General features: G+C 74.4%; 2 protein-coding genes (1 of these 2 running past the window's edge). Both read right to left on the bottom strand.

Annotation, left to right across the window (positions count from 1 at the left end; all coding sequences use genetic code 11):
* Positions 1-10: 10 nt before the first annotated feature.
* Positions 11-3,736, bottom strand: coding sequence for a ribonuclease D (locus Athai_RS34685; RefSeq protein ID WP_203960198.1), 3,726 nt, complete (start codon positions 3,734-3,736; stop codon positions 11-13).
* Positions 3,733-17,366 carry the 3' portion of a hypothetical protein gene (locus Athai_RS03900; protein ID WP_203960197.1) on the bottom strand. 2,446 nt of this gene lie beyond the right edge of the window, so the window shows 13,634 of its 16,080 coding nt (coding positions 2,447-16,080); its start codon lies beyond the right edge, outside the window; its stop codon occupies positions 3,733-3,735. Before Athai_RS03900 ends, Athai_RS34685 begins: the two co-directional genes overlap by 4 nt.

Here is a 17,366-nt window from a genome sequence, read left to right as displayed (position 1 = left end):
TCGTGGTTGATCAGCTCCGCCGGGCCGGCCCGAGCGGCAGCTCGATCCGGCGAGGCAGGTCGCGCCAGTCGAACCGCACCGCCGGCCCCTGCTCCGGATCCGCGCCGTCGGCCATCTCGGCGGGGCGCGGCACATCATCGTGGCCGAAGCGGTCGGCGTCCGGCTGGATCGCGTGCCGCTGCGCATCGACACGAACGCGGAAGCCGAGGTCGGCCAGTTCGTCGGTCAGCCGACGGAAGTCGGCATCGGGCAACAGCGTGCCGTCGGTGCGCCGCAGCCCCACCACGTCCAGTGGCGCTACCAGCCGTCGCCCGACGTCGTCGAGCGGGTAGACATCGCGCCCCTCGTACTCGAACAGGCCGCGCCGGGTCCGCCACGTCGGCCGATCGTGTCGCGGTGGCTCGAACCCGCGGTCCGGATCGAACCGGACGAAGTCCCGGGCCCGTTCGGCGGCCCGGCTGGCCACGTCGATCGGCCAGTCGCCGAAGCGGCGGCGCGGTTCGTAGTGCACCGCAAGGCCCTCGGACCGCCGGGGTGCCCGCAGCCGGCTGACATCATCGTGGGTCGCCACCCACCGGGCCTCGCCCAGCGGGCCAGGGACCGCACCGTGCCGCACCTGATCCAGCACCGGGCCGTCCAGCGGCCGCACGTCCACGGTCACCCCGTACCGGCGGCTGAAGTCCAGCAGGATGGCCTGCTCGCCGTACGGCACGCCGGTGTCGTGCTGCACGCCGTCCGCGCCCGGCACCGGAATCCGCACGTCCACGTCGACCGGGTCGGACCGGTCGACGATCCGCGGGTCGTACCGGGGCGAGACCCGCAGCACCGGGTCGACCGTGCCGGGCGCGTCGTTCACCCGGTCGACCAGCCACGGATCGACGTCCCAGCGGAGGCCGGGCAGTTCGGTACCGGGCAGGTCGATCTCCAGGATCGCCCACCGGTCGGCGGGCAACCGGCTGCCGTCGACGGCGCGCGCATCGACGATCTCCGGCAGCTCGCCGGGTTGCCGCGGCGGCCGTACGTCGAACACGACGTCGTGCTCGCGACTGAGCCTGGCCAGCGTGCCCTGGTCCGCCAGCGAGATCCCGAACAGCTCGGCGACCTCGCGGACGGTCGGGAACCGGGCCGGGCGGCTCAGTCGATCAGCACCGTCCCGACCGTCACCGATCCCGCGTCCCGCCGGTCCAGTACCAGGGTCGTTCGGCCCAACGCCGTCGCGGCCGGCGTCGGGAAGTCCACCGCGACGACCCGCACCGGCTGCCCGGTCGCTTCGATCCGCAGCGTCGATCCCTCCCGGACCGTCCCGGCCAGGACCTTCCCCGACGCCAGGACGCCAGCGCGGTCCGGCGGGTCCACGACCGTCAGCACCGAGAACCGAACCACTCTCGTACCTCCGGAATCGCTCCAACGCGACAGCCTCGGCCCGGTGCGCCTCGGCTTCCAACTCGTGCACGGTCGAGGAGTCGACCACCCGGCCGGCCAGCCGCTGCTCGACGTGCGCCTGCTCGTGCGCCAGCACCGCGACGAGCGTCTCGGCGTCGGCGAACGCCGACGGGTAGAGGTGGACGGCCGGCTCGCCGTGCTCCAGCACGGTCTGCGCTGCGGCGGGCCGCACCGGTTCGCCGAGTACGGCGGTCGCCTCGGCCGCTTCGGCGTCGATGCGCTGCGCGGTTGCCCGGTCGTCGACGATGCGCAGCCGGCTCGGATCGATCGGCACGCCGGCCCGGGCCGCGAGATCGACCACCGTCTCCATCGAGCGCTCGACCCCACCACCGTGGTCGAGCAGGTCCAGGTTGGCGCGGTGCGAACCGCGCGAGTACAGCTCGGGCTCGGTCCGGCCGTCGGCGTCGACCTGGGTGTCGTGCCGGGCCGGCCCAGCGTCCCGGTGCGTCGCCTGGTGGCCGTGATCGGTGGTACGCGCGTCCAGCCAGTCCAGCACCGCCCGGCGGGACGGAGCCCCGTAGTACTCGACCGGGCGGCTCGGGGTGCGCAGCACCGGCTGGTCGCGGGCGTCGATCAGGTGCCGGTACGACTCGGCGCGCTGCCGGTGGTATTCGGCGATCTGGTCCTCGTGCCCGGCGCGGTCGGCGAGGTCGGCCCGTTCCGCTTCGGTGAGGCGCGGATCCTCCGCGCGGGCGGCGAACGCCCGCTGCGCCAGGCGATGCGTGGCGAACCCGTGCTCGGCCCGCTCGGCGAGCCGGGCCGCCCAGGCGTCGCGCAGCGCCCCCGGTCGTTCCTGGCCGAGCAGCTCCGGCGACGGGTCGACGTGGCTGGTCGCGGCGTCCCCGGCACCGAATCGCACCTGGTAGTGATCCAGCTGGCTCGGTGGGGCGTCCGCGATCAGCCGCACCTGGTCGTTCGCGTCGAACACCTGGGCGTCGAGACGTTCGATGGCGCCTTGGTCGATCTCGAACGGACGCGACCGGCCGAACGGGGCGTCGGCATCGTAGTAGGTGGTACGCGCGCCGTCGTGGAACGCGAGGAGCACGTGACCGCGACCATCCGGTCGCACGTACCCGACCGTCGCGTACGCCGTGCCGGTCTCGGCCGCGGCCTGCCGCAGCGTCTCCTCGATCCGGTCGAAGCCGCGCGCCGCGTCGGCGACCCGATCGCCGGTGGTGCCGAGCCGCCGGTACGGGTCCACCAGCGCCTGGGTGCGTTCCGCCGTCGCGACCCTGCTGCGAATGCCGCCCAGCTCGTACCGCTGACCGGGCGCCGGCTCGCTGGCGTGGCTGCCGAGCGATTCGACGGCCGTGGCGTATCGCGCGGCCGGGATCGTCGCGTCCAGGGTGCCGCGGACCAGGTTGACGGTGTCCTCGGGCGCAACGGTCGGGCGCCCCCGCAACGTCTGCACGGCGGCGCGCAGCACCTCGACGCAGTTGGACCGGCCGTCCGAGACGTGCCGGAACCAGCTGCGCGGGTCGCTGCGCGCGAACCGACCGTCGGCGTCGCGCGGCAGCTGCGCCTCCAGCCGTTCCTGCCGGGCCCGCGTCGGCGGCATCGTCTGCTGGTCGAGGCCGCGCCTAATCAGGTCGACGCCGTCGCGCAACGGCTCGACGGTCGGGCCGTCCGGGCGGTTCAGCTCCGCGTGCGCCCGAGGCGTGTACCGCAGGTCGATCGTGCCGCGCACCAACCACCGCCGGGTCCAGTCGGTGAGCACCTGCACCCGTTCCCGGGCGGCCTCCACCTCCCGCAACCGCGCCTCGGCCTCGCGCGCCAGCGACCGGTCCACCTCGGCGAGGTCGGCACCGGCCGGCCGGCCCCGCCCGGTGTCCCGCCAGATGTCGAGGCTGCGCACCGCCTCGGCGTGCCGGGCACGCGCCGCGTCCAACTCCTGACGCGCGGCCGGCAGCAGCTCCTCGGCCTCCTGCCGAGCCACCTGCCGCACCCGCTCCGCGCGGGCGTGCTCGATGGTCACCGCGTTCCGCGGGTCGTGGGCACCGTGGTAGCCGACCGGATCGCTGCCGGCGGCTCGCCAACGTGGCCCCGGCTCGCCCGGGCCCTCGTGCAGCCTGGCTTCCAGGCCCACGATCTGCTCGTGCAGCCGCCGCGCCGCGTCCGCGCCGGCCGGGCCGTCCAGCGCGGCGTCGGTCAACCGTTCGTACCGGTCCGCCAGTCGGGCGTGGATCTCCGGCTGGGCGTACAGCTTGGACAGCCGATGGTGCTCGGCGCCCTGTTCGTGCGCGAACCGGGCGAGGTCCGCCGGCGCCGCACCCTGCTCGTGCTCGCCGATCAACCGCTCCCGTTCGGTGGCCGCCGAAGGCGCCGCCGCGTCCCCCGCGCCGCGCTCGGCGCGGGCGGCCGGCTCGACCGGCTCCGGCCGGCCCCCTCGGGCCCGCCGAGCGCGTGTACCGCCTGCCGCAGCGCGGGCGTACCCTCCTCCAGCGCACCCCGGATCAGCGGGTGGTCGCCGCGGCCGGCGCCACCCAGCAGGACCACCGCGTCGGCGCCGGCCCCGTCGAGGTGGCGGAGCGCGCCGCGCTCGCCGGCGGGTACGAACAGGGTCGTCTCGGCGCCACCGGCCTCCCGGCCCATGGTCAGCAGCAACGAACGCAGCCCGGCCACCGTCTCCGGCGTCGGTGCACCGAACCGCTCCCCGCCGTGCCCGGCCGACGACGTGACGATCGCCAGGTCGGGGCGGTCGGCGGCGTCGAACAGGTTCTCCGCCCACCGATCGGTCTCCGGCCGGCCGTGCATGGAGCCGACCAGCACACCGACGCTGGCCGCGGTGGACAGGTCGCCGCGGATCCGGACGGCCCGGTCGATCCCGTCGACGGTGCCCTCGAAGGCGGCGAACCGCGGCCGCTGCGCGACCACCCGGGTGACGCCGTTGGCGTCCCGCACCAGTCGCTGCTCGGGCTCGCGGAACTCGTCCAAGGTGCGCACCAGCCGGTCGATCGCCCGGTAGCGGGGGTGGCCGAGCAACTGCTCGGGCCGCCGGTACCCGTCCGGCCACAGCTGCCGGCGCAGCTCGTCCCGGGCCTGCCAGGCCTGCCGGTGCAGCCGGTCGATCGCCACCTCGTTCGCCGCGAACCGATCCGCGATCGGGATGCCGTCCAGGTTTCCGACCAGCTGCGGCGCCAGGTCGATGACCGCGCGCCGGTCCGCGGCGGAGAGCTCGTCCCACCGGCCGCGTACGGCCTGTTGCAGGCCACGCAGTTCGCCCGCGGTCGACGCCGGATCGTGCGTCGTGGCGTGGCTCGCCGCCGCCAACTCGGTCAACTGGCCGACCCGATCGGAGACGTCGGCCGGATACCCGGGCCAGGTGGTCAGCTGGCCCGGGTCGGCGGCCCCCCGGTCGACACCGAACCGCAGCTCGTAGGTGCCGTCCGCACCGTGGAACCGCAACCCTCCGCCGTGCGGTGCGCCGTCGGTACCCCACGGGAACTCCGGTGGCTCGATCCCGCCGCGGCGCAGCGCAGCGGCGAGCCCGCGCAACGTCGTCGCCCACCGTTCCCGCGCGCCGGCGTCGGTTGCCTCCGCCCACTTGCGGGCGAGGTGCGGCCACTCCCGCTGCCGCGCGACCAGGTGCTCCCCGGCGACGGCGTCCGCACCCTGGTGCGTGCCGGGCAGGGTGTCGCGCGCGACGCCCTGCGGCTCCCCGCGCAACTGCGCGTTCAGCTGGTCCACGGTGCGTGCCAGCTCGTGGATCCGGACCGACGCGACCACGTCGAGCGGGGTGCGCTCGTCGATCGTCACCAGGTGCGGATCGTCGGCGGTACCGGCCCGCAGCTCGGTCTCCGCCAGGTCACGCCCTTCGATCGCGCCGGTCCGGTACTCGACGTGCTGCCGCGGCAGGCGGGAGTTCGTGGGTTCGAACCATGCCCGGCGCCCGTCCCAGCCGGTGGCGGCGCCGTCGTCCCGCACCAGCTCGGCCAGATCCGTTGCGCTGGGCCGGGTCTCCTCCCGCGCCAACGCGGTGTCGGTGAGCCGCGGGTTGTCCGGATGCTTCACCAGCGCGGTGCCCGGCAGCTCCGGGGTGGCCACCCGGGACGGATCGGGCAGGCCCGACTCGAACGCGGTCGCCGGACGGGTCGCCGCCCGGTACGCGTCGAACCACCCGTCGCCGTGCCGAGACGATCGGAAGGTCAGGCGCGGCCGGTGCCGAGCCGGCGCGTCGCCCGAACCGGTCTCCGGGCCACCAGTGCCGTCCCCGGACCGGTCCAGCGGGATGCGGTCCCGGGCGTCGCCGACCCGGCCGGACCGCGCCTCCAGCTCCGACCAGCGCCGCTCGATCTCGGCCGGCATCTCCGACAGTCGCTCGTAGTGGTCCAGGAAGCTGTCCGCGACGCGGGCCGACGCGAAGATGTGTTCGGCCGACGGGCGACCCACCAGTCTGCCGCCGAGCTGACCGAAGGCGATCGCGTCGGTGATGGCCTCGCGGGTGGCGAAGTCGGCCCCGTATGCCCGGACCGGCCACATCGCCACCTGCCCGAGCGTGCCGTGCAGCAGCCGGGAGCTCAGCACGCCGTGCGACGCGGCGGTGATCACCTGCGCGGTGACACCCACCGCGGACGGCAGCACCGCATCCTTCAGGTGTTCCCGGAACGGCGCCGGGTCGGGACGGTGCCGCAGGTCGTAGGCGAACTCACGCAGCACGTCCTGGGCCGCGCGAAGCTTCGTCTCGTACGGCACCGACGGATCGTCGGAGACCTGCACGTGCAGGTGGGTCTCGTCGTAGAAATAGCGGGCGCCCCGCGCCGTCGCTCCGTCCAGCGTCGCGGCCGGTACCACCGTGATCCGTGCATGCAGGGCGTCGAACCGGGAGACCGGTCCGCGCCGCAACGGGTCGTCGTCCTCCGGGAACTTCACCCGGAACGTGGAGCCGCCGAGCCGTTCGGCCCGTGCCGCGCCGGGCAGGCCCCGGTCGGTGATGTCGGAGACCAGTCGCCGGCCCAGCGGGGCGTGCTCGTCACCGAGCAACTCGCCGAGGCGGGTCTGCACCGCCGTCAGCCGCTCCCGGTCGACGTCCTCGGCGTTCTCGTGCTGGGCGATCGACCGGTACGAGTCCAGCACCGTCTCGGTGAACCGTTCGAGTTCGCTGCGCGCCTGGATCTGGTGTTCGCGCAGCAGCTCGGCGGTGACGTGGCTCGGATCGTCCCCGCCGTACTGGTGCTCCACCCGCTGTGCCTGCCGGACCCGGGCGACCAGCCAGTCGCCCACCGCGACCGGCGCCTGCACCGCCAGCCCGGCGAGGCTGAGCCACGCGCTGTCGATGTGCCCGGTCAGCATCGCGACGGCGCCGCCGACCACGGTGTACGCGCCGTAGCCGGACATCCGCTGGGTGAACCGGACCCACAGCCTCGGACGCCCGGTCTGCTGCCAGTTGATGGCCTTCTCCGTCACCCGGACGATGAGCCGGCCGGCCTCCTCCGGGTCGATGGTGCGATGGCCGTCCGCATCCACGTGCGTCGGCAGCGTGATGCGCACCTTGCCGTGGCCGACGCGCGCCCAGCGCGGCTCGGTCTCGCCGTCCTTGCCGGCCACCACGTGGATCCGCACGGAACCGCGCTCGGTCTTGATGCGGAACCCGGTGACCTCCTGGGTCTTGGCGCCCGTCGACTCCGCACCGTCCGCGGCCCGGTCACTCTCCGCCCGACTCCCGTCGGTACCGCCTTCGGCTTCCGGGCGACCTTCGTCGCCCGAACGAGATTCGCTGCCCGCGCGGGCTGCGGCGTCCGAACGGTCTCCGGTGTCGGCACGGGGTTCGTTGTCCGGGCGCGGTTCCGCCTCCGGCCGCGCCTCGGGCGCCGCAGTGTTCTCCTCCGACGGGCGGGTCTCGGCGTCCGGGCGCGTCTCATCGTCCGGGCGGGCCTCCTCGCCCGGACGGGTCGCGTCGTCCGGCTTCTCCTCGCGGACCGGGACCTTGAACGTGGTCCGCTCGACCGCCTTCTCGCCGAAGGCCTCCCGGCTCCGCAGCGTCTCCTCCAGCCCGCGGAACCCCCGGTCGAGGGAGCCGTCCGGGTTGGCGCCGACGAACTCGTCGAAGCCGACCCGCTCGGTGTCCAGGTTGGCGTCCCCCAGCTCCTCGGCCAGCCGACGCCGCTGTTCGTGCGCGGCGTCGGCGAGCGCGCTGAACGCCCGGTCGACCTCCGCCGCCGAGGACTTCTGGACGTTCTTGTCGAGCTTGTTCTCGAACTCGTAGTTGTCCTCGAAGTGCTCCTGGCTGGCCCGCAGCGCGGCCTTCTCCGAGCTGCGGTTCATCAGCACCTGGTAGGCGCTGTCGGTCCAGCTGTACAGGAACCGTTCGAGCGAGGCCGCCTCCCGGAACTGCGCGTGCTCGACCATGGAGGTCCGGCGGGCGCCGCTGGCACCACTGGACGAGATGATCGCGTCCTCGACCGCCCCGGTGGTACCGACCCGCTGGCCCTGCCGCAGCGGCTGGCGCACCAGGCCGCGCAGCCAGTCGCCGAGACCGTTCAGCTCCCGGACGCGGGAGCCACGCTCGGCGTCGGCGATCGCCGCGAACGCCTCGCCCAGCTTCTCCTGCCGCTGCTGGGCATCGAGTTCGTGGAACTTCGGCGCCACCGTCATCCGGTAGTGGCCGGCACGGCCGGATATCGGCTGCACCTCCACCGTGCGGTCGGACCCGGTGAGCTCGGCCACCCGAACGTGCACGTCCGCGTGCAACATCGACGGAGCCAACCGCAACGCGCCGCGCCAGCGCTCGCCCCACGACGGCCGCTCGTCGGCCAGCGGGCCCTCCAACCGGTAGCGGAACTCGCCGTACCGGATGCCACCGACCTTCACGTCCCTCGCCCGGAGGTCGAGCCGGTCGAAGCCGTCGTACGTGGGCTTGTCCGCGAGCGTGGCCCGCTGTTCCTCGGTCAGATCGGTCCGCTGCGCCTCCCGGTGATTGCCGGCCAACGCGTCGACGGCCTCGGTCACCGCCTTCCGGACCTCGCTGCGCCGCTCCGCGCTGATCCCGCCCGACGTGCCCGACCCGGACTCGGCCGGCTCACCCTCGGCCGGCTTCGACTCGCCTTCGGCCGGCTTCCGGGGCTCGCTCTCGGCCGGCTCTTCCGACTCGCCCTCGGCCGGTCGGGCCTCCTGGCGGGCCGGTTCCGCGCCGGGGTCCCCGGCCGGCTTCTCCGCGGCCTTCTCCGCGGCCTGACGGTCCAGCTCGGCCCACCGGTTTCCCGCCGTTGCCTCGGTCAGCGCCCGCGCCCGCGCCTGGATCTCGGCCGTCCGGGTGGTCAGCTCGTCGACTCGGACGTACGCCCGACGCTCGATGTCCCAGGCCTCACCGGCCCGCTTGGCCTCGACCTGGCGGACCAGCCGGGTGTGCTGCCGCACCCCGTACGCGCCGGTGTTCGCGGTGGCGCCCTCGATCATGCTGGCCGAGTAGCCGTTGAGCGGGTTACCGGCGCCCGCCATGACGCCCTCGAACAGGCCGAGCTTCACCGCCGCACCGAACACCGCGCGCTTGGTGTTGGTGCGCCAGGACACGTAGCCGCCGGGGTGGTCGCGTTCCAGGGTCCGCGTCTCGCGCAGCATGCCGTCGACCGCGCTGAGCACCGCGTCGTGGTCGGCCGCAGCGGGATCGAACAACACCCGGTAGGTGCGATCGGCCCGGGCGATCAGCAGCACCCCGTCGGCGTGCTTGACGACCACGCCCTCGGCCACCCGGTCACCCGGTTCGAGCGGCCGGGGCTGCCCGCCTTCCAGCTGGACCCGGGCGCGCTCGTCGGCACCGAACTCCACGACCCACGGATGCCGCGGCCCCTCGCCATGCTGGAACTCCTTGTCGAAGGCCAGCTCGTAGACGTGCTCGGCCCGCGGCGTCACCACCACGTGCTCGGCGTCGAACTCGCCGACGCGGGTGTAGATCGTGCCGCGCAACCGGTCGGCCGGCGGCGCCGCATCAAGCCCGCGCTCGGTCCGCACCGCGTCCAGCGCATCGCCGGTCAGGTGCTCACCGACCCGCTCCCACTTGGCGTCGCCGCCGGGCTGCCACTCCATCAACCCGGCGCGCTCCAGCACCGCGCGCAGCTCGGTGCGGGCCGCCCCGGCGGCCTCGCCGCCGCGACCCACCTGACCAGCCAGGTACCGCAGCGGCTGCACCACGTCACGGTGGTCCGCCGCCCCCAGCCGCAGCCGGCGTGGATCGGTGACCTGCACCGCATCGGCGGTCAGCGTGCGCCGCTCCGGCATCCGGAACGTCTCGCGGATCCGGTCCCGGGTGCCCACTCCGACGTCGGCCAGGTCGGCGGCGAACCGGTGCAACGCCGTACCCGCCACGAGTTCGTGCACGCCCTCGGCGACGAAGACGTGGAAGGTGTCCCCATCCGCTCCGGGGGCCGGGTCGCGAGCCAGGATGGCGTCGACACCCTCGGGCAACCGGGCGGCGATCGGGCGCAGCCGGATCGGCTTAGCGTCGCCGTCCCGCGGTACGAACACCGCGACCCCGTCGCGGGCGTCGACCGCGCCGAACGGCGACCGCGCGCCGTGCAGGTCGGGCTGGTAGCCGGCGGCGGCGGCGACCATCCGCCCGGTGTCCAGCGGCAACCCGTCCGCGGTCCGGGCCGGGTCGGCCGACACCAGGATGTCGGTGCGATGCCGCAGCGGCTCCGGCCGCACGTCGGCCGCGAAGAACCGGCCGCCGCGCCACGGGAACTCGGGCGGTTCGATCCCGCCGCGCCGCAACGCGTCGGCCATCCCGCGCAGCGTGCGTTCCCAGTCGCCGCGTTCCTCCGCGTCGCGCGCCTCGGCCCAGCGACGGGACACGTGGTTCCACTCGCGGCTCCGGGCGACCAGGCACTCCTGGTCCACCGCGTGGTCGCGGTGCCGCGCCGCGGCCAGCTCGTCCCGGCCGACGCCCTGCGCCTCGGCACGCGCCTGGGCCCGCAGCTCGTCGACCGCGTGGGAGAACTCGTGGATGCGAATCGAGCCGAGCACCCGCGCCGGCGTGTGCGGGTCGATCGTGACGATGTGCGGGTCGTCCGCGGTGCCGGACCGCGGATGGAGTTCCGCGAGGTTCTCCCCTTCCACCCGGCCGATCCGGTAGTCGAAGTACTGGCGTTCCAGCCGCGGCTGGGTCGGATCGCCCGCGGTCGGCTCGAACCACGCGCCGTGCTCGTCCCGGCCGAAAGCGTCGATCAGCCCACCCAGATCGCCGCGGTGCAGCTGATCGTCGGAGGCACGCACGTCCGCATCGGTCAGCTCCGGGCCGGCCGGGTCCCGCATCAGCGCGGTACCGGGCAGTTCCGGGTCGTTGATGCGACCGTCGGCGCCGCCGCCGGGGCGACGCGGGCCCGTCGGATCCAGCTCGTCCGGCGTGGCTCGCTGCGGACGGGCGCGGAGATGGCGCTCGACGGCCCGCCAGCGCGCCGGCGAATCGGCATCTTCCGGGTGCAGGCCCAGGGTCGCGTCCAGGTCACGGAGCCGGCTCGCCGCCTCCCTGGCGAGCGGGTCGTCGGCGGCGCCGGCCCGTTCGGCCAGGAACCAGCGTCGCTGCAGGTTGCCGGCGTCCGTGTCGGACAGCCGGCCGTGCCCGTCGGAGCCGACCGTGAGCACGTCCGGTCGGGTACCGAACCGTCGCCCGAACCGATCGAGCGGGCTGGCGTCCCGGGCCGCCAGCAGCGCACCGGCCTGCTGGTGGAACGCCTCTCCGATGCCGAGCCGATCCAGCCGGTTGGACAGCACGATGACGTCGACCGGCTCACCAAGATGCCGCATCGCCGACGGCACGGTGGTCGCCCGCAGATCGCCGGGCAGGTCCGCGAACACCGCGAGCACCTGCACCGGGTCCTCCCGGTGCACCACGCCGTGCCCATCGACCCGGTCGCGGTTCAGCAGCAGGAACCCGTCCTGCTCCCGGATGTCGCCGTACGCGCTGCCCAACGGGCCGGTACGCGGCCGGCCGGTCAGGGCGCGCAGATCGGCCCACTGTCCGTCCCCATCGGCGCGGCGGGTACCCAACGGGATCCCGGATTCGTCGCCCAGGTGCAGGGCCCCGGCCGGCTCGGCGCCGTGCGGCTCGGCGCCGTGCGGCTCGGCGCTCTGCGGGCCGGCGCCGTGCGGGTCGGCGCTCTGCGGGCCGGCGCCGTGCGGGTCGGCGCTCTGCGGGCCGGCGCCGTGCGGGTCGGCGCTCTGCGGGCCGGCGCGGTGCGGGTCGGCGCCGGGTTGCCCGGTCGTCGCCGGCTCGGCCTGACCCGGCCGAGTGCCCGCGTTCGGCAGCGGATCCGTGCGATGCCAGGCGTCCCCGGCCGGGTCGATGAACACGGCGCGCACCTCGGTGGCCGGGCCGTGCTCCGCCTCGTGCTCGGCCAGCAGCGAGCGCAACGGGTCCCGGACCAGCCGCCCGTCCGGGCCGATCTCCGCCCCGTGCCGGATCTCACCGAGCCGCGAACTCCTCGGCGACGCCTCCGGGCCCGGCTCCAGATCGGGCGACTCCGGCGGCCGTACCCGCACCGCCTGCATCGTTCCGTCGTGGTTGCCGACCACCCAGTGCCGGGTGACACCGTCGGCGTGCTCGGTGGCCACGATCGCGGTCGCGCCGTGCCCGAGCCGGCGAACGGCGTCGCCGAACACGTCGGACTGCGCCGGATGCGGAACCGGCTCGTACCGGCCGCCGGTGACGTGCTCGATCGCGCCCGGGATCCCGCCGACCTGGTCGCCCCCGATCCCGCCGCCGGTCAGCAGTGCCACCCCGCGGTCCAGCGCGCCGATCCCGGTCGGCGCGAAGCTCGCTGGCAGAGTGGGCTCGGGCAGCTCCGGCAGGTTCGGATCCCGCGGCACATCCGGGTCGGTGGCGCTGCCGTGCCCCACCTCCGGCGCGGCGGTACTGGCCGGTTCCAGCCGATGTGGCTCGCCGGCACCGCTCCAGGTCAGCCGGATCGGCTCGGTCGGTCGACCGGGCACGGCCCAGTCGCCGGCGCCGAGGCCGAGGCTGTCGCGGAGCCCCAGCACGCCGGACACCACCCGGTCGATGCGGCCGTCCCACTCGTACAGCGAGGTCGTGCTCTGGGCCATGTTCCCGACCAGGTCCCGCGACGCCTCACCGGTCAGCCAGGACACGTACGCCTTGGCCCGGCCCTTCTTCAGCTCGGCACCGAAGTCGTGGTAGTGCCCGCCGTACGCGTCGGCGACACCCTGCACCGGGCCGCCGACGACCCACAGCGAATAGCTGCTCACCGACTTCGCGTCGAACCCGGGCGCCTGCATGACCTTGGCGGTGGCGCCGCCCGCCAGGTGCTTGGTCACCTCGACCGGGTGCAGGCCGTTGTACAGCGCGCCGACGCCCTGGCCGACCACGGTCGGCAGCGAGTTGATCAGCTGCTGGCGCAGGTAGTCGGTGGTGCCCGCGACGTGCGGGGACATCCCGTAGATCGTCGCGAGGTGCGTGGCGACACCGGACCAGATCGCCTCGGTGATCTCGGCCGGATCCCTCGTGACGTCGACGAACGCCACTAGCTTGCCGTCCGATACCCGCAGGTCGACGGCGGGCCGGTCGGCCGGATCGCCGGCCGCCGGATCGTGGTCGAACCGCGTCGGGACGGTCTCCATGGTGAATTCCTGCCGCGGCAGGACCGACACGGCATCCGGCCGTGCCTCGATCCGGAACATGTGCGGACCGGTCTGCTTGATCAGCCGGATGCCCAGCCGGTCATGAATGGTGGTGGCCGGGTCGTCGGGCAGGGTCGCGTTCCGGTCCAGCAGCGACCGGTACACGTCGTGGACCGTGTCGATCGGGTCCGGCGTCTCCAGTTCCGTCCACAGCCGGCGCGCCTCGTCCCCGACCTCCGGGTGGTCCAGCAGCGGACGCAGCAGCTCCCGCGCCGCGTCGTGCTTGGACATCAGCCGGTTCATCGCCCACTGCCGGGACATCGACAGCCCGATCGGGGTGTTCAGTTTCTTGAGCTGCTCCGCGTCGGTGACCGGGCTGGCGCCCGGGCCGCGGGAGAAGTCGTTCCAGTGCCGGTGCAGGTTCGCGTGGTACTCGGCCAGCACACCGGGGAACGAGTCGGCCGCGGCCACCCGTACCGCGATCGCCGAGTTCTGGGTGAAGCCCTCCAGCGCCGAGGCGACCCACTTGGTACCGGCACCGGTCGCCCGCCCGACCAGGTTGCGCGAGATGTAGTTCCGCAGCTCGCGCGGGTTGTTGTGGGCCAGCGCGCGGGCGGCGATGTCGCGCGCCTCGCGGAAGCTGTTCTCGATCTCGCTATGGGTCGCCTGTTGCGACGCGCCGACCACCATCGAGTCGTCGCTCATGCTCAGGATCCGCGCGGCGGCGGTGCCGGGGTAGTCCTCCGGGACGATGTAGACGTCGATGTGCCGCTCCGGCCGGAAGCCACGCAGGCCCGGGACCCGGTGGCCGAACCGCGTCGTCGACAGGGTGTACCGGACGATGTTCGGGTGCTCGGGATGGACCTGCGGCCCGGTCAACCGCACGCCCTTGGGCAGGTCGTCCACGTGGTCCCCGAACGCGTTGCTGGCCTCGCGCACGACGTCCTCGCCCGGCCGCCCCCGCAGCGACGCTTCGCTCGCGGCACCCGTGTGCACCCGGATGGCGTCCTCGTCCAGGCCGGCCTTCCAGGCCAGTTTCTCGATGTACTCACGCAGTTCGGTGGCGCCGTTGGTGGTCTCCTCCGGGAGCACCGACCGGCTCAGCTCGCCCTCGCGTGCCCCGGAGGACATGTCGGCCGCCTCGAACATCCGCTCCGACCAGTGCTTGACGGTCGTGCCGACCCACCGGCCGGCGAACTCGGCGGCGAGCAGGCTGAAACCGAGCTGGGGCGCGTTGGCCTTGATCAGCAGGGCGGCCAGGGCGCCACCGGTCACCGACGCCCACAGTGAGTTGACGGTGAGTTTCGTCCGCAGGTTCTGGAACTTCTGCACGAGTTGCCGCTCGGACGACATGACCTCGCCCAGCCGCTCGCGCATCACGTCTTCCATCGTCCGGCCCGCGGGCACCTCGCGCGGCACGTAGACGATGTGCTCGTTGGTACCGACGCGGCGGGTGGCCGGGTCGCCCGGTCCGGCCGGTTCGAAGCGGACCCGCACCCGCGGCGACATCCGGCTGGCCAGCCGGTGCCGCCACCCGTCCGGGTGCGCCGCCCCGTCCGGGTGCGCCGGGTCCGGGTGCGCCGGGTCCGGGTGCGCCGGCCCGTCCGGACGGTTCTCACCCTCCGGCCGCACCCCGCCGTCCGGCCGCGTCGCACCCTCCGTGCGGTTCCCGCCGTCGCCCTCCGGCCGCTGCCCGCCCTCCTGCCGGACGGCCGGCTGGTGCGTGCCGTCGGCGTTCGCGTCCTCCCATCCGGTCGCCGGACGTGGCTCGGTGTGCCGGACCGGGTCACGGCGCAGGATCAGGGTGCCGTCCTTGTCCGTGTGCGCGCGAACGTGCTCCACCCGATGCCCGTCGAGCACCGCGACAGCGGCGCTGCGACCCGCCTGGACCAGTTGCTCTCGTTCCTCGGGAGTGATCAGCTCGCCGCCGGGCCGCCGCGCCACCTCGGCGCCATGGCCCGGTCCACCCTCCGGCGACGTCGCACCCTCCGGCCTCACCGCACCGTCCGGCCTACCTGCAGCGCCCTGCCGTTCCGGCGCCGCACCGTCCGGCCCGGCCGCCCCCTCCGGGCCCGGCGAACCCTCGCCCTCACCCGGGCGCCGGCCACCGTCCGGGTGCGCTCCGGCCAACTCTGGCCGGCTCGCGCCGCTCGCCCCGGGCAGCTCGGCCCGCATACCCCGGGCGGCGAGTCGCGGATCCGCGGCGTCGCGCAGCGCGGCGAGATCACGCTGCAGGTTGGTCCGCGGATCGGGATCGTTCCAGCTGGTTCGCTGCTCGCGCAGCATGGTCTGCACGTTGTCGATGGTGTGCCGCAGGTAGTGCACCAGCACCGGGCCGCTGACGAACAGGCCCAGCAGGCCGGCGGTGAACGAGCCGGTGCCCTGGCTCAGCGGAAGGTAACCGGACAGCAGCGCACCGGCCATCACGGACACCTTGGCCAGCGGTCCGGCGATCTCGGTCGCCAGGATCTTACGGACCGAAGGCAGCCGGCTCGGGGTCCGCTCGGTGGCGAGCATGTCCGCCAGCTGGCGGTTGAGTTCCCGCCGGATGTGCTCGGCGGAGACGCCGCCGGGCCAGTCCTCCCGGACGGTGAGCTTGAAGTACCCCGGGGAGACCTGCCGGGCGTCGACCAAGGCGTCGGGCACGTCCCGGTCCGCGCCGTCGAACCGCACCAGCTCGCTGTGGAACAGCGCGTCCGACTCGACGTGGCCGATCTCGACCCGTACCTCGATGCCGGGATCGATCGAGGCCAGCAGCCGACTCATCCCGTGCTGCTCCGGCCGGACGCTGAACAGGCTGTTCACCCCGCGTTGGGGCAGCAGGTCGTGCGGGCCGCGTACCTCGGCGAGGTGAGGCAGCGACGGGTCCCGCTCGGTGCGCGGTTCGATGCGCAACCCGTCGATACCCTCGCCGAGGATCCGGACGACCTCGTACTGCGCCGGCAGGTCGTGGCCGTCGTTCACCTCGGCGAGGAGCCGCCAGGTTTCGTCGCTGACCCGGTCGGCCACCCACTCCCGGCGCGGCTCGGCGCCGTCGGTGCCCTCGGTCAGCGCCCGGGACCGGACCGCATCCTCGATGCGATCCCGGGTGGCCGCATCGGCCGTCTGGTGCAGTCGGCCGAGGGCGCGCAGTTCGGCGAGACGTACCGCGTCGTGCGGGCTGGTGAACTTCAACCGCTGGACGGTACGCGGCAGCCAGCCCTTGGACGGCTCGTTCCAGAGGATGTCGTCATGCCGCCGCTCCGGATGGATCAGGCGAGACACCAGTCGCGGTGGCCGCAACCTGGCCTGCGCCACGGCCTCGGCCAGGGCCCGGGTGACCGCGACCCGCCGCCCGGCGCCGTCGGCCGGCAGTTCCCGGTTGGCCCGGTCGAACAGCTCGACCCGCAGTGTGCGGCCGTTGTGCCGGGTGACCTCCAGCGAGCCGTCGGCATTCAGGCGCAGGCCAGCCGCGAGTTCCTGCCGATCCGGGCCGACCAGGTCCGGCAGCAGCTCCCGTACGGTGTCGAAGAACGCGGCCTCGTTCGCGGTCAGGCCCTCGGCCGCCAGGCTGATCTCCTCGACGGTGGCGCCACGGTCGGTACCGTCGGCGAGCAGCCGCCGGGCCGCCGCCGGCAGCTCGCCACGATCGAAGCCGCCCTCGGCCGCCAGCTCGGCGAACCGCTGCCGCGCCGCGTCCCGCACCTCCGCCGGCAGCTCGGCCCGGCCGGCGACCTCGGCCAGCGCGGACAGCGTGGTCGCTCGGCGGTGTGCCGCCTCGTCCGCGCCGGCCGGACGCACCGCGTCGTCCACGGCGGCGGCCAGCCGTTCGACGGCGGCGACCGTACGATCCGGCGACCGGCCGTGCGTAGCGAGTTCGTCGAGCACCCCGCGCGGATCGACGTCGACGTCCCGGCCGTCGCCGGTACGCAGCCGCAGTCGCCCGTTGTCGAGTCCCGCCGAGCGCACCGGGTGCCCGGGTTCCGCGCCGGTCAACGCCTGCACCGCGGTCGCCACGTCGTCGCGAACCGACTCGTCGAACTGGCCGTCCAGCCCGTCGCGCAGGTCCTCGTGCCGTACCTCGTCGACGATCCGCCGCAGTTCACCCGGCAGCATCGCCCTGGCCCGCGCCGGCTGTGCCTCCGCGCCGGTGCGCTCGGCCAGGCCGGTGTCCGCAGCCCGTTGCCGCATCTCGTCGGCGAGCGCGTGCCGGGACGCATCCAGCCGCGCCGCCTCCGCGGCGTCGCCGGCGCGGCGCGCCTCGGCCGCACGCTCGGTCAGCCGGGCATGCGCCGCGGCGCGGCCGTGCTGACCACCGACCTCCGGCAACAGCGCGCGCTGTTCCGGCGGCCAGCTTTCCAGCCGGCCCGGCGCCTGCT

The organism is Actinocatenispora thailandica (assembly GCF_016865425.1).
Lineage (GTDB): Bacteria > Actinomycetota > Actinomycetes > Mycobacteriales > Micromonosporaceae > Actinocatenispora > Actinocatenispora thailandica.
This window is presented reverse-complemented; position numbering and strand designations above follow the sequence as displayed.